This is a genomic window from Brassicibacter thermophilus, assembly GCF_055378355.1.
Map to the genome: position 1 here is coordinate 2,593,588 of NZ_AP042446.1, position 21,125 is coordinate 2,614,712.

General features: G+C 29.0%; 21 protein-coding genes. 8 read left to right on the top strand and 13 right to left on the bottom strand.

Going from position 1 to position 21,125, the window contains the following annotated elements:
- Position 1: 1 nt before the first annotated feature.
- Together ACZ41D_RS12425 and ACZ41D_RS12430 are read left to right on the top strand one after the other, a co-directional pair.
- Positions 2 to 1,669 carry an ABC transporter permease gene (locus ACZ41D_RS12425; RefSeq protein WP_464151733.1) on the top strand — a complete coding sequence of 556 codons (1,668 nt, stop codon included), beginning with the start codon at positions 2 to 4 and terminating at the stop codon, positions 1,667 to 1,669.
- Positions 1,653 to 2,618 (top strand): ABC transporter ATP-binding protein, encoded by a 966-nt coding sequence (locus tag ACZ41D_RS12430; protein ID WP_464151734.1) that lies wholly within the window; start codon positions 1,653 to 1,655, stop codon positions 2,616 to 2,618. Before ACZ41D_RS12425 ends, ACZ41D_RS12430 begins: the two co-directional genes overlap by 17 nt.
- A 143-nt stretch (positions 2,619 to 2,761) precedes the next feature.
- Here the strand turns inward: ACZ41D_RS12430 and ACZ41D_RS12435 are convergent, their stop codons facing one another.
- The 9 genes from ACZ41D_RS12435 to ACZ41D_RS12475 all read right to left on the bottom strand — a co-directional run bounded on the left by ACZ41D_RS12435 (position 2,762) and on the right by ACZ41D_RS12475 (position 10,372).
- The gene (locus ACZ41D_RS12435) at positions 2,762 to 3,157 is read right to left on the bottom strand and encodes a PTS glucitol/sorbitol transporter subunit IIA (RefSeq protein WP_464151735.1); all 396 of its coding nucleotides are present in this window, start codon (positions 3,155 to 3,157) and stop codon (positions 2,762 to 2,764) included.
- 21 nt (positions 3,158 to 3,178) lie between these two features.
- Positions 3,179 to 4,183, bottom strand: coding sequence for a PTS glucitol/sorbitol transporter subunit IIB (srlE, locus tag ACZ41D_RS12440; protein WP_464151736.1), 1,005 nt, complete (start codon positions 4,181 to 4,183; stop codon positions 3,179 to 3,181).
- Positions 4,184 to 4,196: 13 nt separating this feature from the next.
- The gene (srlA, locus tag ACZ41D_RS12445; RefSeq protein ID WP_464151737.1) at positions 4,197 to 4,742 is read right to left on the bottom strand and encodes a PTS glucitol/sorbitol transporter subunit IIC; all 546 of its coding nucleotides are present in this window, start codon (positions 4,740 to 4,742) and stop codon (positions 4,197 to 4,199) included.
- A 154-nt stretch (positions 4,743 to 4,896) separates the two neighbouring features.
- Positions 4,897 to 5,343: a transcriptional regulator GutM gene (locus ACZ41D_RS12450; RefSeq protein WP_464151738.1), complete on the bottom strand. Its 447-nt coding sequence runs from the start codon at positions 5,341 to 5,343 to the stop codon at positions 4,897 to 4,899.
- Between the two features lie 29 nt (positions 5,344 to 5,372).
- Complete coding sequence (locus tag ACZ41D_RS12455; RefSeq protein WP_464151739.1) at positions 5,373 to 7,073, bottom strand: BglG family transcription antiterminator; 1,701 nt, start codon at positions 7,071 to 7,073, stop codon at positions 5,373 to 5,375.
- An 18-nt stretch (positions 7,074 to 7,091) separates the two neighbouring features.
- Positions 7,092 to 7,892 carry an SDR family oxidoreductase gene (locus ACZ41D_RS12460; RefSeq protein ID WP_464151740.1) on the bottom strand — a complete coding sequence of 267 codons (801 nt, stop codon included), beginning with the start codon at positions 7,890 to 7,892 and terminating at the stop codon, positions 7,092 to 7,094.
- A 169-nt stretch (positions 7,893 to 8,061) separates the two neighbouring features.
- Positions 8,062 to 8,742 (bottom strand): fructose-6-phosphate aldolase, encoded by a 681-nt coding sequence (gene fsa, locus ACZ41D_RS12465; protein WP_464151741.1) that lies wholly within the window; start codon positions 8,740 to 8,742, stop codon positions 8,062 to 8,064.
- 8 nt (positions 8,743 to 8,750) lie between these two features.
- A complete protein-coding gene (locus ACZ41D_RS12470) occupies positions 8,751 to 9,407 on the bottom strand; it encodes an HAD family hydrolase (protein WP_464151742.1) in 657 nt (218 codons plus the stop codon).
- Positions 9,404 to 10,372, bottom strand: coding sequence for a sugar-binding transcriptional regulator (locus tag ACZ41D_RS12475; protein WP_464151743.1), 969 nt, complete (start codon positions 10,370 to 10,372; stop codon positions 9,404 to 9,406). Before ACZ41D_RS12475 ends, ACZ41D_RS12470 begins: the two co-directional genes overlap by 4 nt.
- Before the next feature lie 407 nt (positions 10,373 to 10,779).
- Here ACZ41D_RS12475 and ACZ41D_RS12480 point away from each other — a divergent pair, with 407 nt between their 5' ends.
- From ACZ41D_RS12480 to ACZ41D_RS12495, 4 genes are all read left to right on the top strand, one after another.
- On the top strand, positions 10,780 to 11,265 hold the full coding sequence (locus tag ACZ41D_RS12480) for an RNA polymerase sigma factor (protein WP_464151744.1): 486 nt from the start codon (positions 10,780 to 10,782) through the stop codon (positions 11,263 to 11,265).
- Positions 11,262 to 12,155 (top strand): zf-HC2 domain-containing protein, encoded by an 894-nt coding sequence (locus tag ACZ41D_RS12485; RefSeq protein WP_464151745.1) that lies wholly within the window; start codon positions 11,262 to 11,264, stop codon positions 12,153 to 12,155. Before ACZ41D_RS12480 ends, ACZ41D_RS12485 begins: the two co-directional genes overlap by 4 nt.
- A 155-nt stretch (positions 12,156 to 12,310) precedes the next feature.
- On the top strand, positions 12,311 to 13,021 hold the full coding sequence (locus ACZ41D_RS12490; RefSeq protein ID WP_464151746.1) for a radical SAM protein: 711 nt from the start codon (positions 12,311 to 12,313) through the stop codon (positions 13,019 to 13,021).
- Entirely contained in the window at positions 13,008 to 13,484 is a 477-nt protein-coding gene (locus ACZ41D_RS12495; protein ID WP_464151747.1) for a QueT transporter family protein, read from the top strand. Before ACZ41D_RS12490 ends, ACZ41D_RS12495 begins: the two co-directional genes overlap by 14 nt.
- Positions 13,485 to 13,500: 16 nt before the next feature.
- Here the strand turns inward: ACZ41D_RS12495 and ACZ41D_RS12500 are convergent, their stop codons facing one another.
- Positions 13,501 to 14,868: an MATE family efflux transporter gene (locus ACZ41D_RS12500; protein ID WP_464151748.1), complete on the bottom strand. Its 1,368-nt coding sequence runs from the start codon at positions 14,866 to 14,868 to the stop codon at positions 13,501 to 13,503.
- 403 nt (positions 14,869 to 15,271) lie between these two features.
- On the opposite strand from ACZ41D_RS12500, the gene ACZ41D_RS12505 reads away from it, so the two are divergent.
- The gene (locus ACZ41D_RS12505) at positions 15,272 to 16,624 is read left to right on the top strand and encodes a C1 family peptidase (protein ID WP_464151749.1); all 1,353 of its coding nucleotides are present in this window, start codon (positions 15,272 to 15,274) and stop codon (positions 16,622 to 16,624) included.
- 144 nt (positions 16,625 to 16,768) lie between these two features.
- Here the strand turns inward: ACZ41D_RS12505 and ACZ41D_RS12510 are convergent, their stop codons facing one another.
- The gene (locus tag ACZ41D_RS12510) at positions 16,769 to 18,112 is read right to left on the bottom strand and encodes an APC family permease (RefSeq protein WP_464151750.1); all 1,344 of its coding nucleotides are present in this window, start codon (positions 18,110 to 18,112) and stop codon (positions 16,769 to 16,771) included.
- Positions 18,113 to 18,182: 70 nt separating this feature from the next.
- A complete protein-coding gene (locus ACZ41D_RS12515) occupies positions 18,183 to 19,388 on the bottom strand; it encodes a MalY/PatB family protein (protein WP_464151751.1) in 1,206 nt (401 codons plus the stop codon).
- Between the two features lie 329 nt (positions 19,389 to 19,717).
- Here ACZ41D_RS12515 and ACZ41D_RS12520 point away from each other — a divergent pair, with 329 nt between their 5' ends.
- Positions 19,718 to 20,095 (top strand): helix-turn-helix domain-containing protein, encoded by a 378-nt coding sequence (locus ACZ41D_RS12520; RefSeq protein WP_464151752.1) that lies wholly within the window; start codon positions 19,718 to 19,720, stop codon positions 20,093 to 20,095.
- Positions 20,096 to 20,296: 201 nt separating this feature from the next.
- Here the strand turns inward: ACZ41D_RS12520 and ACZ41D_RS12525 are convergent, their stop codons facing one another.
- Positions 20,297 to 21,124, bottom strand: a complete 828-nt coding sequence (locus ACZ41D_RS12525; RefSeq protein WP_464151753.1) for a DNA-deoxyinosine glycosylase — start codon at positions 21,122 to 21,124, stop codon at positions 20,297 to 20,299.
- Between the last annotated feature and the right edge of the window lies 1 nt (position 21,125).

The window sequence follows — 21,125 nt, forward strand, 5'->3', positions numbered from 1 at the left end:
TATGATAAGAAAGAACAAAAGGGTATCTAATTCTTTAGATACCCATTTTTACAACATAATAGATAAATTGATATTAATAATCGTCATATCTTTAGTGCTTATTTTTATACTTTATCCTATTGCTTCAGTAATCATAGAAAGCATTAGAATAGATGGCAAACTAACATTGAATATATATAGAAATTTGTTCAATAAAAGATTGAAATTATTCTACAACAGTATATTTGTAGCTACGTTAACTACTATAATTTCTACTTTTATGGCTGTGTGCACCTCTTTATATATTAGTTTTAGTGGTAAAAGGATCAAAAAAGTTCTCGTTTCTATTCTTATGTTAACTATGATCTCTCCACCATTTGTATCATCACTAGCTTATATAACCTTATTTGGCAGAAGAGGATTTATAACTCATGATATTTTAGGGTTAACTATCAATACCTATGGCTGGCAAGGTATAGTCGCTATGCAGTCGCTAGGATTTACTTCACTAAGTTCATTGATCTTAGTCGGATTTATAAGTGGTATAGATAAAAATCTCATAAAATCTTCTATGGATTTAGGTGGAAGTTCTTCTTACACAATAAGAAAGATTGTATTACCACTTATGAGACCAGGGATATTAGTTGTAGCACTGCTTACATTTGTCAGATCACTTGCAGACTTTGGAACACCTACTATTATAGGTGGTTCATTTAATGTATTAGCAACACAAGCTTATTTAAGTGTTATTGCGTATTCTGATTTAAATACTGCATCAGCCATAAGTGTACTTATATTTATACCTTCTATTGTCGCTTTTCTCTTTTATAGGTTTTTTATGACTAATACAAAAGTAGCTTCAACTAACACTTTAAAAGATATTTCTGAAGAAGATCAGATAAATATAAATGGATTTTTAGGAATATCAATTAAATTTGTTACTTATTTTTTCTTAATTGTCATGCTATTGCAATATGCATCTATATTTATATCTGCTATTACAAAATATAAATCAGGGATAATGCATTTTTCACTAGCTAACATTCAAAAGATGAGGACATATAGTGGTAAAAGCTTTTTAAGAAGTGTAATATATTCACTAATTGCAGGAATAATTGGAAGCTTAATAGGATTCTTAATAGCCTATTACTTAGAGATAAGAAAAATAAAAATAATGAAGGAAATTGATTTTATTGCCACTATGCCATATATAATACCAGGGACTTTTTTTGGAATAGGTTATATTTTAGCATTCAATAATTATCCCTTAGAACTTACTGGCACCGCACTTATAGTTATACTTAATGTACTTTTTAAACAGTTGCCTATGTCTACTAAAATAAATAGTGCTATTTTATCTCAAATAAATCCTCAAATAGAAGAAGCAGCAAAGGATTTAGGAGCAAAAAATTTCTTTATACTAAAAGATATCATGCTGCCTATGTCTAAATCAGCCTTTTTAGTTTCTTTTATAAATAATTTTACTGCTACAATGACTACTATTGGTTCAATAATATTTTTAATATATCCAGGAAAAAAATTAGCTACTATTGAAATGTTTGATGCTATACAAAGTGGAGACTATGGAGTAGGCTCTGCTATAGCCTGCACTATCATTCTAATAACTTTAGTTGTAAATATAACTTTTTCAAAACTTATACTGGAGGGTAAAAATGTTTCTAGAAATTAAAAATCTTAACAAATATTTTGATGATTTCATTGCAGTAGATAATTTGAATATAGGAATAGAAAAAGGAGAACTTTTATGCCTCTTAGGACCTAGTGGATGTGGCAAAACTACTACATTAAAAATGATAGGCGGTTTTTTGATACCAAATAGTGGTAATATATTGATAGAGGGCAAAGATATAACTAAAATTCCTCCAAATAAAAGGCCGGTTTCTACCGTATTTCAATCTTATGCCCTTTTCCCCCATATGAATGTAATTGAAAATATAATATATGGATTGAAATTTCAAGGGATAAAAAAGAAGAAAGCAAAAGAAAAAGGAGAAGAATACTTAAAACTTGTAGGTCTTGAAAAATGCAAAAATAAAAAAATCCATGAGTTAAGTGGCGGTCAGCAGCAAAGAGTCGCACTAGCTAGGTCGCTTATTGTAAACCCAAAAGTTTTATTATTAGATGAGCCTCTATCAAATTTAGATGCAAAACTTCGTATCAAAATGAGAGAAGAAATAAAAAATATACAAAAAAAATTTGGTATTACTATGATATTTGTTACCCATGATCAAGAAGAAGCTATGAGCATAGGAGATAAAATAGGTATTATGAATAAAGGGAAATTAGAACAGTTGGGAACGCCTAGACAAATCTACGAAAATCCTAAAAGCCCATTTGTCCTAGATTTTATAGGCTCTTCTAATATTATAGAAAATAATAATGGAAATATAAAATTCGTAAGACCCGAAATGATAAATATCGTAACTAATGATAAAAACCAACAAGGAAAAATACGCGGCAAAATAGTAGAAAAGGTATTTTTAGGTTCTTACATAAATTACAAAGTAAGTACAGATAACAATTTACTAAAAGTACAAGTAACAAATAAAACAGAAAAAGAATATGAAATAGGTGATGAAGTATATCTTAAATATGACGTAAAAGAGATGAAAAAATAAAATTACCCCAATAAAATAGATATTTAAATCTGCATCAATCTGTACATAAATAATCCTCCATAATTTCTTATTTATATATAAATAAGAAATTATGGAGGATATTAATATTTTTCCTGAACTTCTCAACCTCTATATAATATTTATTACACAGTCTGCTTTGCTTCAATTTTTTCCTTAATCTTTACTTTCTCTATAGTTATCTTTGTCCCTACTTTAATATCACATAGTGGTTTTTTTTCTAAATATAAGGATCCAGGCTTTAATTTACTTATATCTCCTTTAAAGTTAATTGTAATATGCGATAAATCTCTTAAATTTTTAGTTACTTGATTGCCAACAGCTATAATATTATATTTTTCATCTCCAATAGTCATTATGTCTCCAACTTCTATCTCATCATTTACATCATTCTTTTCAACTATAAAGCAATATGGCTTTAATTCAGCGGGAGCATCAGCTCCAAACAATATTATAAATCCTTCGTTTAAAAAATCTTTTGCATTCTGTCCAATTTCTTGAATTCTTGTGCTATAAATCATATTTCAGCTCTCCTTTTTACTCTAACTATATAGTCCAATACTTGCTAACCAAGCAACAAATACACGTGGTACACCATTTAAAAATCTAGAATATAATACTGATGGTACTCCAACTTCAACTGTCTCAGGGTCTGCTTCTTCTAACCCTAATCCAACAGGAATAAAATCACATGCATTTTGTGTATTAATTGCAAATAATGCAGGTAATGCTAAGCTTGGAGGTATATTTCCTTTTCCTATTTCAACACCAATTAAAGTTCCAATAACTTGAGCAATAACAGCACCAGGACCTAGTAAAGGTGATAAAAATGGTAATGAGCAAATAAACCCAATAAGCATTAATCCCCATATATTCCCTGCTAAAGGTGTCATGATTTGTGCAAAAACATTTCCTATTCCGCTTCCTTGAATTAATCCTATCAACATCGAAACAAATCCCATAAAAGGTATAATGGTATTTAGCATTGTCTGTACAGCTTCTCTTGAAGCCTGTAGCATTATAGAAATTGCTCTTCCTGCTCCCATACCAAATCTAGCAATAATGCTTCCTTTTTCTGCATTTTGTTCGGTTAATTTTTTATCAACAGAATACCCAGATTTTTTAGGTTTTTCTTTTTTACTACGTGCATAATAAGCTTCTTGTTCTTTTTCATCAGCTAATCTAATTTCATTCACTCCAACATTAGAAACGTATAAGTCTTCAGTAATATATTTAGCTAAAGGACCAGATTTTCCAGTTGGAGTAATATTTATAGTTGGAATTCCTTTTTGTGGATATATTCCACATCTTAATGTTCCACCACAGTCAATTATTGCTAACGCTATTTCATTATCAGGAATTGAGGTTTCAAATCCATTGACTGGTTCCATTCCTGTTAATTCTGCTATTTTATCTACAATTTCTGGTTTTTTCCCTCCACCTACAACATATATAAATTTATTTTTTTGTTCAGTAGGTGTTACAATAATAGGACCTCCCCAGCCACCTTTACCTTTTTCAACTATTATGCTTCTATATTTACTCATTATTTTACCCTCCTTATACTTCAATTTCTTTACTCAATGTTATACCAGTTTTTTTACATACATATGCTGTTGTAAAATCTGTAACATAAGCACCTACTGCATTCATTACAAGACCAACAAGTAGGTATCTTATTGCCAATGGAGTAGCACTTAACCCAAGCTGCTCAACCCCTGTTGCTATTCCAAGATAAACAAATAGTTCACCTGGATTAATATGTGGGAAAATACCATTACTTGTATGACAATATTGAGCTAAAGCTGCATAATAACTTGGCTTATAAAATTCAGGCAAAAATTTTCCCATAGTAAATGACGATGGATTACCAAGCATAAATGCTGCAACAAAAGGTAAAATCATATTTCTCATTATTGCGTATTTTGAAGCCCACTGAGCAAACCTATTAACCCTTTCTTGCCCAATCAAGTTAATAACTGTGTTCATAAATATAAGTAGCAACAATACTAGTGGTACAATACCTGTCATCCAGCTTAAAAAGATTTCTGATCCTACTTTAAATAAACCTATAAATCCTTCTGCGATTTTAATTAATATATCCATTATTCATTCCTCCTTTAATTTTTATAATATTTTAATTCAACATTATATTAATGGAATTTATTTAAGCATCATAGGCAATATGTTATCTAAAACCTAATCATATGCCAAAACTAATTCCATAAATATCATCTTACAAATATTTAATCTGATAACATCAAGTTAATAATTTTTCACGTACTTGTCCAAACAAAGTTTTCTTTTCCGGAATTTTTTCACCATTTTTAACAGCCTTATAGTTATTTACTGCATCCATAACTGTCTCTCGAGTAATCTTTATTTCTTTCTTCATTTCTTCATCTTCTAGTGTAATTTCACCTATCTTTCTACCATTAAATCGATTAAAATCTTTAAACTTAGCCAAAACAGTAGTCCCTTGCATTTTCCTTCCATAACGTATTCTGTCTTCATCGTCTAAAGCAAACAATATTATTGTTCCAGATTTTATTTTCCCTGCACAACGGCCTATAGCTACTTTCCCTTCTTTTCGCATTTTCTTATATTCTTCACCAAAATAACGAATCTGTCTGAATCCTAGAATATACTGTAATGCAAACGATAACATTATAACTACAACAAATATAACTAGCTGCAAGACAGACATATAATAAAACCTCCCTTTATGCGAAATATCTAAAAATTATAATTTTTATTTATATTCTGAAGTTTTAGAACTAAATTTTTATCGCTTATTATAGTAAAAATACAATCATAAATGTGTAATAATTCCTTTTCTTGTTGTTTATTCATATTTTCAGGTATTAATAAGAACAAAATAATTTTTAATTCACTCTTATTAGATTTAATAATACCTATAGTTAGATTAAAATCATCTATTTTTTTATCTGTTAAATGTGGAAAAGCAACACCATTTTCGTAAATCATTGAACTTATATCATCTTTACTCTTAAATGTGTCGTAAATATCAAGCGAAACGTTATCTTCTTCAATTAATTTATTGGTAATTTCTTTAACATTATCTCTATAGCTTTTTTCTCCATCTAAATATAATAGCTTAACATTTCTTATCTTCATTAAACTTTTAATTGGATCAAAATTTTTTTCTCTAATCTCATTAATCTTTTGAATAAGATATTCTTGATCAATTATTACATCTATCTTTATACTAGGATAATGTACTTCATTAGCTATGTCTTCCGTACAGAAAATTAATCCGTAATTTGACATTTCTGAATTTTTTAATTGTGAAACAGTTAAAAAATCTATTTTAGAATTTAAGCCTATTATTTCTCTTAGCTGCTTTTGTATTAATTCAAAAGTACCTCTACCACTATTAGTCACTACAGCAACATGTCTTTCATTATTTTTATTCTTATAAGCAATTTCTTTTTCATCTAAAATTAATGCAAAATATACCGCAAGATAGCTTATATCAGCTTTTGTGCCAATTAAGTGGTATTCTTTTTGTAGAACATTCATCGATATCTTTGCCAGCTCATATGCTAAAGGATATTCATTTTTAATCTGATCAGAAAATATATCCTTCATAGGAAATCTAAATATTAGTCGATTGATTAAAAATAATAAATGATATTTTATTTTTTTAAAAAATGTGTATTCATCAACACCAATCATGAAATTTTCTTTTACATTATCAAGCATTTTTTTGACAATTTTAAATAATATTTCTTCATTTATTGCATTATCTATATTAGCACCGAAAAAAGAATTTTGTGTATTAATAGGAAATGATAAAAAGTCAATATCTCTATCGCAAATTTCTATTTCATAAATGTCTTCAATCTGTTTAATAATTTTAATAAATTCTTTGTCATTAGCTACAAAATTTTTGTACATAGGAATATTTTCTCTTAGTTTATTTCCTTTTTTTAATCTGTCAATAGTTATTAATGTAGATTTATAAAAAAGTAAAGCCATTGAATTACTAAATTTGAAATATTCTGCTAATGATTCTAAAGCTTCATTCATTTGATTATTTAAAACTATATCTGTTTTAAAATAATCAAACACTTCATATATAAGCACTAATCTTTTACTAAATTCACTACAACTTATCTTGATGCCTTTATTGGGTACACCTACAATTTTTGCATTATATTTCTTTAAAAGTACTTTAGCTTTTTTTAAATCATTATTAACCGTTCCTTTACTAACATTCATACTTTCAGAAAGTTGCATAATATTTAAATAATCTCCTGTATCTATTAACCTATATAGTAAATATGCAATCCTACAGTCAACATCATTAAAATCATACTTTATTGTTCTTACTAAACGTCTGTATTTATTACCGCGGTCAAAAGTATCAATGTTAATCCTATAACCATTAACTACATTTTTTTGACCTATCAAAATATATTCCTCCTATTTTTATCCTCTTGATTTCCCTCCTGAAATATTAATCGTTGTCCCAGTGATATAGCCTGATTTATCTGAAGCAAGGAAACTAACTAAATACGCTATTTCATCTAATTTTCCTACACGTCCAAGTGGAATGCTCTTTTCATATGATGATTCTAGCTGTTCTACACTTATGTTTCTAGTATAAGCTAATGCCTCATTGTAAGCAGGTGTTGTAAGTCCAGTTTTTTCATTTATACCAGGAGCTACACCAACCACTCTAATACCAAACTTACCCAGCTCCTTTGCCCATGATCTAGTATAAGCATTTACAGCACCTTTTGTTGCAGAATATAAACTTTGTCCTGCTGAACCTTCCATACCTGATTCAGAAGATATATTAATAATAACTCCTTTAATCTTTTTATTTAACATATGTCTTACTACAGCTTGTGTAACAAATACAACGCCTTTTTGATTTACTTCGACAATCTTGTTAAAAGAATCTTCATCAATTTCATATCTTGGTTCATCACTGTAAACATCAACAAGCAATCTTGGTAAATTAATTCCTGCATTATTAACTAATACATCAATTTTCCCATATTTCTTTATTGTTTCATCAACCATTGCATTTACACTGTCTATCATACGAACATCTGTCTTAATATTTAGCACACCATCTTTTTCACCATTTTCAACATTTAAATCTGCTACGACAACATTTGCACCATTTTTTTTTAATTCATTGACAATGTGCAATCCGATACCAGAATTTCCTCCAGTTACTATGATTGTTTTACCATTAATATTTAGCCAATCCTTTTCCATATAATAACCCCCTTCTGTATTATCATATTAAAATTATACATCAGCAACTATATTTAATTAATACAAGAATAAAATCGTATTTTGTCAATTTTTTTGTATTAATTGTATATTATGTAGTATAAAAGGGGAAAATAATAAGAGGATATCATAATAATATCCTCCATCTTTCTTACTTTAGACTGTCTATTCTTTTTCCTTCACCATATACATTTTCCCAGTCATTTATAAACTGTTCTACACTCCAGTCTGTTAATGGATGATATATAAGTTTTTCCACAATATCTGGTGATGCTGTTACTGAATCAACTCCCATTAAAGCTGATTTGTGTATTTGTTCTACATTTTTGAAACTTGCAGCTAATACTTTTGTATTTAAACCATATTCTTTGAACATTTTAAGAATTTCTTCAACTACCTTTAACCCATCTGCAGCAATATTATCTAATCTATTAACATATGGTGCTACAAAATCAGCCCCGGCTTGTGCAGCAATTAAAGCTTGCATAGGGGTAAACACTGCTGTTGCTGTAACTTTTATTCCTTCATCCTTTAAAATCTTTATAGCTTTAATACCTTGAGGAATAACTGGAATCTTAATAAATAGATTTCCTCCTATTTCTTTATATAGATATTTAGCTTCATTGACAATGTCCTGACTTGTTGTTCCCAAAACTTGAGCATGAAGCATTTTGTCTTTCCCAATGATTTTTCTTATATCTTTTAGTATTTCAAAAAAATCTCTATTTTCTTTTGAAATAATAGATGGATTAGTTGTCACACCATTAATTGGGAAAAGATCATTAAGTTTTTTAATTTTCTCTAAATTTGCAGTATCAAGTAACAATAACATGTGATTTATCACTCCTCTGTGTTTAAGTTTTTTAATATTTTAGGTACCATTGTTAAATCTTTTTCTATAGATACAATTTGACTATTTTCTTCAAACCTCCATATAGAATTAACAATAATAACCTTACTTCCTGAATTTAATGCGGCCAATACACCATTTTTTGAGTCTTCTAATATAACCGTCTCATCACTTTCAACTCCTAATCTATTCATGGTTAAATTGTATGCCCATGGATCTGGTTTTCCTTTTTTTATATCTTCACTACAAAGAATAGATTCAAAATAAGACGATACATCTAATATATGAAGGATTTTTTCTGTAATTCTCCTTGAATTACCCGTTGCTAAAGCACATTTCAAATTATTATCCTTGATATATTGAATAAGTGGAAAAAATCCTTCGATAACATTTAAATCTGTTTTTAATAAATCTTCAAATATTTGATTTCTTTGTTTTAAAAATTCGCCATCATCCATAGAAATTAGATACTCTTTTTTCATTCTCCTAACAACCTCTTTCATGTTTAAACCCATAACAGCTTTATGAAATTCTTCAGTATACTGTTTTCCAGATAAACTTTTAACCATTATGGAATTTACTTTATAGGATAATGGCTCAGTATCCACTATTACTCCATCCATATCAAAAATAACTGCTTTTATCATCTTATTATCTCCTCTTTATATTTTAAAAGCTGTTTCCCTGTGTTAACATCAGTAATTAATACATTTATTAATTTCCCTTTTGCAGCTGCATATATAGACTGTACCTTTTCTGATGATGCTGCTATTCCAACTATATATTCTATTTCTTTAAATCTATTCATGTCTATTGCGATAGTCCTATCATCTATATCTGATTTGATGATCTTTCCATTGATGTCATAAAATCTAGCACAAATATCCCCCACAGTATTCATTTTTTTTAAATAATCTTTATCTTCTTGACTTAATAATTCAGTCCACTTTGCATTTAAAGAACTTAAAGGAGTACCTAAGCCAACAAAAGCTTTATTAACCTTTCCCCAAAGTTCATTTATTTTTTTAAAATTTGCATCATTAATAATTGCATATTTTGTTTCTTTTTTTTCAGTTATTGCTGGTGCATATATAAAGTGTGCTCTTGAGTTAAATGCATTTGCTACTTTGTGTACTATTGGGTTTACATGATAATCATTTTCTTCATTTAATGTTCCTCCAACTAAAGGTACTATATCTGCATCTACCTTTCTAAAATCAATTAAATAATTACAAATACTACCTATTGTAGTACCCCAAGAAAATCCTATAACATCACCATCTTTTATTATTCTTTTTAAATACTCAACAGAAGCTTTCCCTAATTTTTCTTTTATTTCTTCTTTTGTCTCTCCAATCTTATTTTCAACTAATAAAACTTCTTTTAGTTCTAATTTTTTTTCTAAATCTCTTTCAAGTTTAATGCGTTCATTATTAAAACTACTTCCAATTTCTATTTTAACTATACCCATCTCTCTAGCCTTAGTTAATATCCTACTTATAGTTGTTCTATTGATTCCTAGTTTCTTTGCTATTTGGCTTTGAGTCATATCTTCCAAATAATACATAGTAGCTGCTTTTAACATTATTCTTCTTTTTTCAGTTATAGTCATTTTACCTTATTATTACTATATCATTACTCTCCTTTGCTAATATTTACGCTCTCTTTATATTTTTTTAATTTAGAAAGGAAAAGGAGCGTAGCAGATGAACCTTTCTAAAGCTGAAATTTTGTTGTTATTAATTTTATACCATAAAATATTACTTTTCAATATTAAAAATAGCATTTTTGTGATATAAGTGCACATTTGTGCAGCTTTTTTGTTAAATTGAAATGGTATATAATAGTAATAAACCCATTTACATCAATAAGTATTTTAAAAAAAGAAACAGTAACCTCGTCCCTTTGCTTCTAATATATTTGCTTCTGATATAATTAATATAAATAATTTGAATGATCGTTAAAATTAATTGTAAGATAATTATAATTTATGCGTCTTATATATGAGGAGGTGAAAAAGTGACCGAGCTTGAAGATCTATATAAAATGTATTTTAAAGACGTATTTTTATATATAAAAAGTTTATCAAGAGATGAACATATAGCTGAAGACATAGTTTCAGAAACTTTTATTAAAGCTATTAAATCTATTGATACTTTTAAAGGGAATTGCGATATTCGAGTATGGTTATGTCAAATTGCAAAAAACTATTATTTTTCATATTTACGAAAAAATAAGAAAGATGTCCTTATAGATACCATATCAGAGCATGAGAGTAAAATTAATCTCGAAGAGATGATGGTCTCTAAAGAAGATTCATTAAAAATTCATCAGATTTTACATAATCTTAAAGAACCATATAAAGAAGTATTTTCATTACGTGTTTTTGGTGAACTAAGTTTTAAACAAATAGCACGTCTCTTCGGGAAAAATGAAAACTGGGCATGCGTCACTTATCACCGTGCTAAAAATAAAATTTTAAAAAAATTGGAGGGTTATTTATGAAAGTTACATGTGATGTAATTAAAGATCTTTTGCCTTTATATGCAGAAGGACTTGTAAGTAATGATACTAAGACGCTTATAGAAGAACATCTTAGTACTTGCTCGAACTGTAAAAAGCAATTAAACTCCATCCAAAACTCTAAACAAATACCAATAGATACAAATATAGAACCACTTAAAAAAGTAAAAAAGAAACTCTTTCAAAAACAAATTCAAACAATCGCTTTAACAATAACTTTAGTATTAACAATTGTAATAATCAGTATAGCTTATATTACTTCTCCAGAGTATTTACCTTACTCTAATGATATAATATCTCTGACTGCATATGATGACGGTAAAGTTATTGTCACATTTAATGATGAAATAGCTGGATATGACATTAAACGATATAAGGCTGAAAATGGCAAAGGATATAGCTATCATTTAATCACTTGGAATACAATTTGGAATAAACATATTGTTAAAAATAAACCTCAAAGTATAATATTAAATCCAGATGGAGAAAATGTTGCAGCAGTATATTATTATTTTACTGATAGAAAAGAAGACACCTTAATTTATGGTGAAGATTTGTACAAAGATGGTGGTGTAGTTACCTTACCACGATTATATCTTGCATTTTACTTATTTATAGCTATATTATTTGCAATTTTATGTGGAATTTTTCTTATTTTATATAGTAAGAAAGGCAAAAATAAATATGTATTGGAAAAAATCATGTTATTACCTATATCATATATTATTGGACATTTATGTATTAAAGGTTTTACAACTATTTCATATTCTGCACAACGTGATTTCTCTGCAATTTTATTAGTGATGATTCCAATTTATTGTTTATTTTTACTTTTTATCAAATTGCGTAGAAAATCAAAAAACAAAGCTTAATAATTACAATAAAATTCCAAGGAAGCACTAACCTCGTCCCTGTGCTTCTTTTCTTTTCTACTTGTAATTCTATTTAATGTATGTTAATTTATAATAGTATTTTAATATATTTAGTGTTTCCTTGATACCCACTATAAAAACAAGGGAGTGATAAAATGATAAGATACAATAAAATTTCTAAAAAAAACCCAAGAGAAATTGTACTTTTAAAATCACGCCCCTGCAAATGGGGACATTGTCTTTTTTGTGACTATATTAAGGACAATGAAAATGATGATAATAGTATAAACAAATTTAATAAGCACATTTTAAATAATGTAACTGGAGAATTTAAAAAACTAGAAGTAATAAATTCAGCTTCTGTATTTGAATTGCCAAAAGAAACCCTTAAATATATAAAAGATATAGTTAATTTAAAAGGAATAAAAAAACTATATTTTGAAAGTCATTATAATTATAGACATAGGCTTGATGAAATAAGAAATTATTTTAAAGGGACAGATATCATTTTTAAATGTGGTATTGAAACTTTTGACGATGATTTCAGAAATAATTATCTTAATAAAAACGTACACTTCAAAAATTATCAAGAAGTAGCTAATTATTTTAAATCAATTTGCTTGTTAGTAGGAATTAAAGGACAAACTAAAGAAATGATCTCAAAAGATATAGAAATTTTGCAAAAATATTTTGAACATGGATGTATCAATATCTATGTTGAAAACTCTACACCTGTTAAGCAAGACAAAGAATTGGTCTCTTGGTTTAAAGAAAATTATTCATATCTACAACAATACGACAATATTGAAATATTATGGAATAACACTGACTTTGGAGTAGGAGGAGATACTGTTGAAAACAAATAACCTAGTAAAAGGTGGTGTTGTAATAGCATTATATGTAATATTAACTTATGCCTTTTCTTCTTTCGCTTACGGTCCATTGCAGTTTAGATTGTCTGAAGCAATAACATTACTAGCATTTATTGACCCATTTTATGTTTTCCCTCTGACAATTGCCTGTGCAATATCTAATATAGGAAGTCCTTTTGGAATAATTGATGTTATATTTGGATCATTGGCTAGTTTTTTAGCTTTATATGCCATGACAAAATCTAAAAACATATTCATTGCTAGTCTCTGGCCAACCGTATTTAGTTTCATCATAGGTTTAGAAATATTATTTCTATCAAAAGAACCAATTAATTTTTTCATAGTAACTGGGCAAATAATGTTGTCTCAATTTATAGTAGTATCTTTAATAGGTGTACCTATATTTAAATATATTCAAAAAAATAATTACCTGCTTAAAATAATAAAACATAATTAAAAAAACAAGGGAAGCACTAACCTCGTTCCTGTGCTTCCATTGCTAATAGTATCTTAGGAAATTTCATCAAAAAAATTATTGTACATAAGATGGCAGATGTTGCATCGGCTATCGCTTCTGCTGAATAAACTCCCATAATACCGAAAAAATGCGGCAAAATCAGTGCAAGCGGCACTAGCAAAATAACTTTCCGTAGCAGCGCAATAAACAAGGAGACCTTTGCCTGTCCCAGCGCTATAAACATATTCTGGCATGCACGTTGAAGACCAAAAATACTCATTCCAGCAAGAAACACCGGCATCACTTTTGCAACAACGCTAATTAGCGCCACATCATCAGTAAATAGCCTCGCTATTGTCGATGGAAACAAAATCATTGGCACTACCAAAGCAAAATTAAATGAAAACATGATAGTCAGCACAATCTTAAATCCTTTTTTTACGCGTTCCACATTACCATGCCCATAATTATAGCTAATAACAGGAATAATGCCTTGCGAAAAACCAGTCAGCGGCGTAGCTACAATTTGCATTGAGCTTTGCATAACAGTAAGTGCACTCACATAAATATCCCCAAACTTTACAAGGCTTCCATTTAAAACAAACCCTACTAAACTTTCTGTACTTGCCATAACAAAAGGTGAAATACCAAGTGCCAACACCGAGAAAACTATATTTTTGTCCAATGACATATATCGCGGCAAAATTCTCAGAGATGCACGTTCTGAAAATAAAAAACGAAGTACCCATAAAGCACTAAAAAACTGCGAAATAACCGTCGCAGTGGCAGCACCAGATACACCCATATTAAGTGCAAAAATAAAAATCGGATCCAACACAATGTTTAAAATCGCACCGATTAAAACGGAACACATAGCAATACCAGGTCTGCCCTGACTGCTAATGAAGCTATTCAGGCCAATGGAAAGTTGCACAAACAAGGTACCGATCAGGTAAATCCTAAGGTAGTCCATTGCATACCCTATTGTATTATCTGAAGCGCCAGTTATACGCAAAATGGGTTCCATAAAAATATATGATAATATCATGGTTATTACGGTAAAAATTAAAATCAGGAGAAAACCATTCCCAAGAATCTTTTCTGCCCGTTGTCGTTCTCCTTTTCCAAGGGCTATTGCAGCAAGAGGGGCACCTCCAGACCCAACAATCATCGCAAATGCAGCAATTAGTATGATTATTGAATTGGTAACACCAACTCCAGCCAATGCATCTGTGCCAATTAACGGAATATGTCCAATATAAATTCGATCAACTATATTATACAGCAAATTGACCAATTGTGCGGCAACTGATGGCAGCGACATTCTAAAAATCAACGGCAACATTGGATCCGTGCCAAGTCGTTCTTCGTATTTGTTATTCAATAGCATACACCTTCCTTATTCTGATTTCATCTATAGGCAATGTTTTGTCATTGGCTTATTACACATCTATCCACAGATTTAAATTTTAACATAAAAATAAATAAAATAGCCCTTTCTTTTGATAAAAACTAAAATCAAAACGAAAGGAGCTACTTTACTTATAATTAATTATAGCAAACTTTCATATCAAATTAAAAGAAAAATTTCAACTTCTTCAAATAAAATAGCGCCTAATAATTACAATAAAAATACTATTTGAGAAGGATTTACTAAAAAAATATAGAAGAACTTAGAGTATCTAAATATCATGTTGATTTGAGGAAATTGCATAATTACTGCAAGGTCAAAATATTTTATTATGCAGTTTTCTCAAACAATAAGAATTAAAAGGAGTGAATTACAATTGAATGAAAAAGTAAATATTTCTGAACAAATGCTTAAAGATTTTTCTAAAGAATTTCGAGACAATCGTCAAAATAAAATCATGGCTAATGCAATAGTTAAAAGTGGAATAAACAGTACTGCTATGAACTATGAATCTATTGCAAATATGCATTATGATTTTTCTCAAGAAATTGACGTAGGAAAAGTTACTAATCAAAAAAGAAGCGGAAGATGCTGGATGTTTGCTGCATTAAACAATATTCGCTACAGTATTTCAAAAAAATTAAATATCAAAAACAAGGATTTTGAACTTTCTCAAGCTTATACAATGTTTTGGGACAAACTTGAAAAAGCCAACTATTTTTTAGAAAATATTATAGAAACTAGAGATAAAGATATAAGAGACAGAAATGTAATGTGGCTTTTAGAATCACCAATGAATGACGGCGGACAATGGGATATGTTTGCTGGAATTGTAGAAAAATATGGTATCATACCTAAATATGCTATGCCAGAATCTTTTCATAGCAGTGATTCAAAAGTTATGAACAGAATATTAAATTTAAAATTAAGAGAATACGCTAAAACATTAAGATGTATGAGTGCAAATAAAAACGAAATACATGCACTTAGAGAAAAAAAGGAAGAAATGATGAAAGAATTTTATGTTATCCTTTGTCACTTCTTAGGAGAACCTCCTAAAAAATTTGATTTTGAATATCGTGATGAAGATAATAATTTTCATTATGATAGAAATATAACTCCATTAGAATTTTATCAAAAATATTCAGGAATAAATGTAAATGACTATATTAGTATTATCAATGCTCCTACAAAAGACAAACCATATAATAAAACTTATACAGTAAAATATCTTGGAACTGTAAAAGGTGGAAATCAAATTCACTATTTAAATTTAGAAATTGAAAAATTGAAAGAACTTGCTATAGCACAGCTTAGCGATGGAGAGCCAGTATGGTTTGGTTGTGATGTAGGTAAAATGTCTGATAGAGAATTAGGAATTATGGACACTGATTTGTATGATTATGAAGGAGCTTTGAATACTAAGTTTACTTTGTCAAAAGCAGATAGACTTGATTATGGTGCAAGTGTATTAACTCATGCTATGGTATTTACAGGAGTTAATCTGGTAAATGGTAAACCAAATCGCTGGAAGGTACAAAATAGTTGGGGAGATAAACCTGGACAAAAAGGTTTCTTTATAATGAGTGATAAATGGTTTGAAGAATATAATTATGAAGTAGTTATAAATAAGAAATATCTCTCTAAAGAATTATTAGAAGCTTATAAACAAGAGCCAATTGTATTAGACCCATGGGATCCATTTGGTTCACTTGCTATGGCAAGATGATTGATATAAATAATCCCTCCACGATTTCTTTTAGTGCATAAATTAGAAATTGTAGAGGGATTTTACTATTATGGTTTTGTTATTTTAGACAAGAAAGCAAGGCCTTTGTTTGTAAAAATAACACCAATTCTGTCCTTGTGCTTCTTAAAACTCATTTATGAATGTAATATCTTTTTTATTTCCAGCTATATAACAATATAGGTATGCTATTATTATATATAATGCTACGATGATAAGAACATTTCTAGGAAGATCTGAAAGTAAGAAATACCCTTGTATACCTAAAAATAATGTTGCAATTATAGCCAAAACTTTTAGGCCTCTTGGAGATATCTTAAATCTTGATTTTTGATATAGATCTGGATATTTTTTAGGTAATTGTGTTGACGCTATTACTGGAATAATATTGGTAAATAAAATTAATCCTGTCCCTAACATTGATACAAACTCTAGTGAAAGACCTGTAATTATTGGTAATGCTCCTACTATATAAAATATGGTTAATAGCCAATGTGGTGTACCATATTTTTCATTTACTTCTCCTAGTTTCTTTGGAAGCCATCCATCTTCACACGCTATAAGCATACCCTTCGTAACCCAAGATAATGTAGCATTTAGTGTAGTTGCTAGAGCAGTCATTGCCCCACCTATTATAAAAAATAAAAAAACAGGTTTCGACAATACTTCTCTTGCTACATCAGTAAGAGGCTTATTAGCAACTTGATCTATAGGAAGTACTCCTACTGCTATAGTTGACATAAATGCATACAATACTCCAACTCCTATAGTTGTAGTTATTATTGTAAGAGGGATATCCCTACTAGGGTTTTTCATTTCTCCTCCTAGCTCGGCTATCACTTGTGCCCCTCCTGTTGCAAAAGATAATAGTGCAGTTGCTGTTAAGAAACCTCTTATTCCACCTGTAAATAGGCTTGTCCCATGAAACACATCAAAATTTACCTTAGGAAATCCACCAATAATAAATGCTAATAATGATACACAAAGAACTATTACCATAATACCTTGAATTTTCGCTGCTACATTTACTCCAATTAGGTTAAAAACATATAGTAATGTTAATAATCCTAATGCTACTAACTTGAAAGGAATACTTGGAATCAAGCTCTGCATATACTCAGCAAATGAAATAGCATACATCGCTAGTGTTACTTGACCGATTAAAAAAAGTAGTAGATAAAAGAACCCCATTCTTGGTGAAAGTAGTCTACTAGTATATCTATAAAGACCACCTGTCGTAGGAATAGTTGCCCCCATTATTGCAGTAGGCATCATAGTAACAATAGTTAATAATGAAGCTAAAACAAATGCAAATGGTACACTTCCTCCTGTTAGTCCTATACCAATGCCTGTCAGAGCCATTATCCCAGCCCCAATTATCTGCCCTATTGAGATACCCATTGCTTCACCTAACCCAATAACCTTTTTTAGATTATCTTCTTGACTTTTTATTTGATTTGCCTCAGACATATTATTGACCTCCTTGTAACATTGCTATAAACAATATAGTTGAAGTAATCAATTATCACAAAGCAGAGACCTATAAAGTCTTTGCTTTGCTTAATTGTTCATTATGGAATACTTTATATATCCTATCTAATGCATCTTTTAGTATTGACCTTGGACATGCAAAATTTATCCTTTCAAAACATTGCCCACCATCACCAAAAATATATCCTTCATCAAGAGCTATTTTTGCTTCGTTACGCATTTTCTGCTCCAATTCCTTTTCATCATTAGTAATAGCCCTAAAATCAAGCCAAGCTAAATATGTCCCCTCAGGTTTTATCATCTTTATTTCAGGCATCTTTTCTTCTAAATACTTTTCAATAAATTCAACATTACCTTGTAAATATTCAAGTAGCTGTTCTAACCATTCCTCACCATGTTTGTATGCTGCTTCTGTAGCTACTATTCCAAATGTATTTGGAAACATTACAGCGTTTTTCTCTAATATTTGAGAGAATATAGTTCTTATCTTCTTATTTGGCATAATTATATTTGATGTTTGTAATCCAGCTAAATTAAATGTCTTACTTGGTGCGGTGCATATGATTGAGTTTTGGGCAAATTCTTGAGATATACTAGCAAATGGTGTATGTTTATTGCCTCTCAGTATTAAATCTGAATGTATTTCATCAGATACTACAAGCACATCATTTTCAATACAAATTTTGCCTAATTCTGTAAGTTCCTCTTTAGTCCATACTCTGCCAACAGGATTATGTGGACTACATAATATCAGTAGCTTTGCCTTAGGGTCTTTGACCTTGTTCTTTAAATCATCATAATCCATGACATATCTATTATCTTTCAAAATTAATTTATTGAATTCAGGATGACAGCCATTATTTAAAATAGCATTCAAGAATGGATAATATACTGGATTCTGTATTATTACTTTATCTCCTGGAAAACAGAAGGCTTGTATAATATAGTTTATAGCTGGAACAACACCTGGAGTGTATACGATCCAATCTTTATTTATATCCCAATTATTTCTTCTTTTATTCCAATTAATAATAGAATCGTAATATGAAGAAAGCCTCTCACTATAACCATAAATTCCATGCTTTGCTCTATTGATTATTGCTTCAATTATTGCATCACAACATTTAAAATCCATATCTGCAACCCACATTGGTAACAAATCTTTACTACCAAACATTTCTGATAAAAATTCAGGATCATACTTAACAGAATTTGTACCTGTTCTATCAATAATTTCATCAAAACAATATTTCATGATTTTCACCTCTATTTTTTATTTTTAGACAAACGTTTTCTTATGCATGAAATATGGGGCTACCTCTATTTCTTTTTGTATAAATCATTTCCGTACCTCCTCTCAGTAATAAACTTACATACAATTGTAAGTTATATACGTACATTTAGCAAGCAGTATATGCGTCTAAAATTTACGTATATCGTTGAATATTTCCATTTATTCTAATTTTTCTATATGTTTTTCTAAATGTCTTTTATTTACGTACAATATTTGTTTGTATTAACTTGTATACTTTAATATAATTAATATGCATAATAAATACATTGTTTTGAAATAAGGTGAATAATATGGATTCTTTAGGAAAAAAAATTGAATTGTTAAGAAAAGAAAAAGGGTATAGTTTGAGAGAATTTGGTAAACTTTGTAACCTATCTCATTCTTATATTAATGATATAGAAAAAGGAAGGACAAATCCTTCCCTAGAAACACTTAAAATATTAGCCGAAAATCTTAATACTTCTATTTCTTATTTAATAGGTGAACAAACAAAAGAAAAAGCAGATTCTTTTATTAAAACTCAAGAAGAAAAAAAAATATTAGAAATACTAAATGGCCATGAAGAAATTAAAAAACTTGTATCTGAACTTAAATATACAGATGATAGAGATATAACTTTGTTGTTAAAAACTTGGGATTTTGTTAAATCTATAAAAGATAGTATTTAGAAAATTGATAAGAGCAGCAAATTAAGCAAGTTTCACATTCTTTTGTCTGGTAAAACTCCTCCCTTTTTTATACAAATAGCATCCCTATTTTTTTACTATGGTTAAACAAATACTTACCTTTATATGTGCATAAACATGCAGTATAACTAATTTGTTTTTATTATTAATAGTTAAAATATATTTAAAATGAATTTTCATCTGTTAAATATTTGTAAAAGTATCTATGTCTACCAAATGAACAAGCGCCCATAAAGGTGAATATATCCGCCTTTTAATATCGCTTTTGATCTCATTTTTAAATTCAGAAGTATTATAGTTATATATCTTAGGATTATTAACAATAATCTGAACTACTTTTTTTATTTCTGATTTAGATATTTTAACTTTACTTCCATTATCCCTTAATAACTCAATATCATCCCATGTTTCACTTAAGTACTTAAATGACTTTTTCTTTCCTTGTATCTTAATAGCTGTACAGCATTTAAGTAATATTTTATTAACTATGGAATCAATTTTACTATTTGTAGAATCTTTGTTAATCTGAGTTAAAATTTCTTTCTCATTTTCGTTTAAATTAGTTAATTTTTTTAAACATTTTATGATTATTTCCCACTCAGTTCTTTTTTGCTCAAAAGGAATAGCATAAGCAGAGCTAGACGATGGTAATTTATGAAATATAATATTAGCTCCATTAAAAAAAATATACTTCAAATTTGAATATTTACTCAAAAGCCAATTAAAATCATTGGGCACATAATTCTTAATTTTACAATCTAAGCTTCCTTCTCTTCCACAACTTTTAAAAACATCCCATATTGAAATTCCATTATCCAGCAAAAATCTTATTCTTTGATCATATGTATTATCTAATTTCTTATCAAATAAAGAATATATTAATCTCCAAAATTGATTTCTAGAATTTGCATAGTATTTTTTCTCTTTTAATGACTGTTCACTTGGAAATGATCCTAAAATAATAACTTTTGAGTTTTCATCAATAATAGGATTAAAACCTTTTATTTCCATT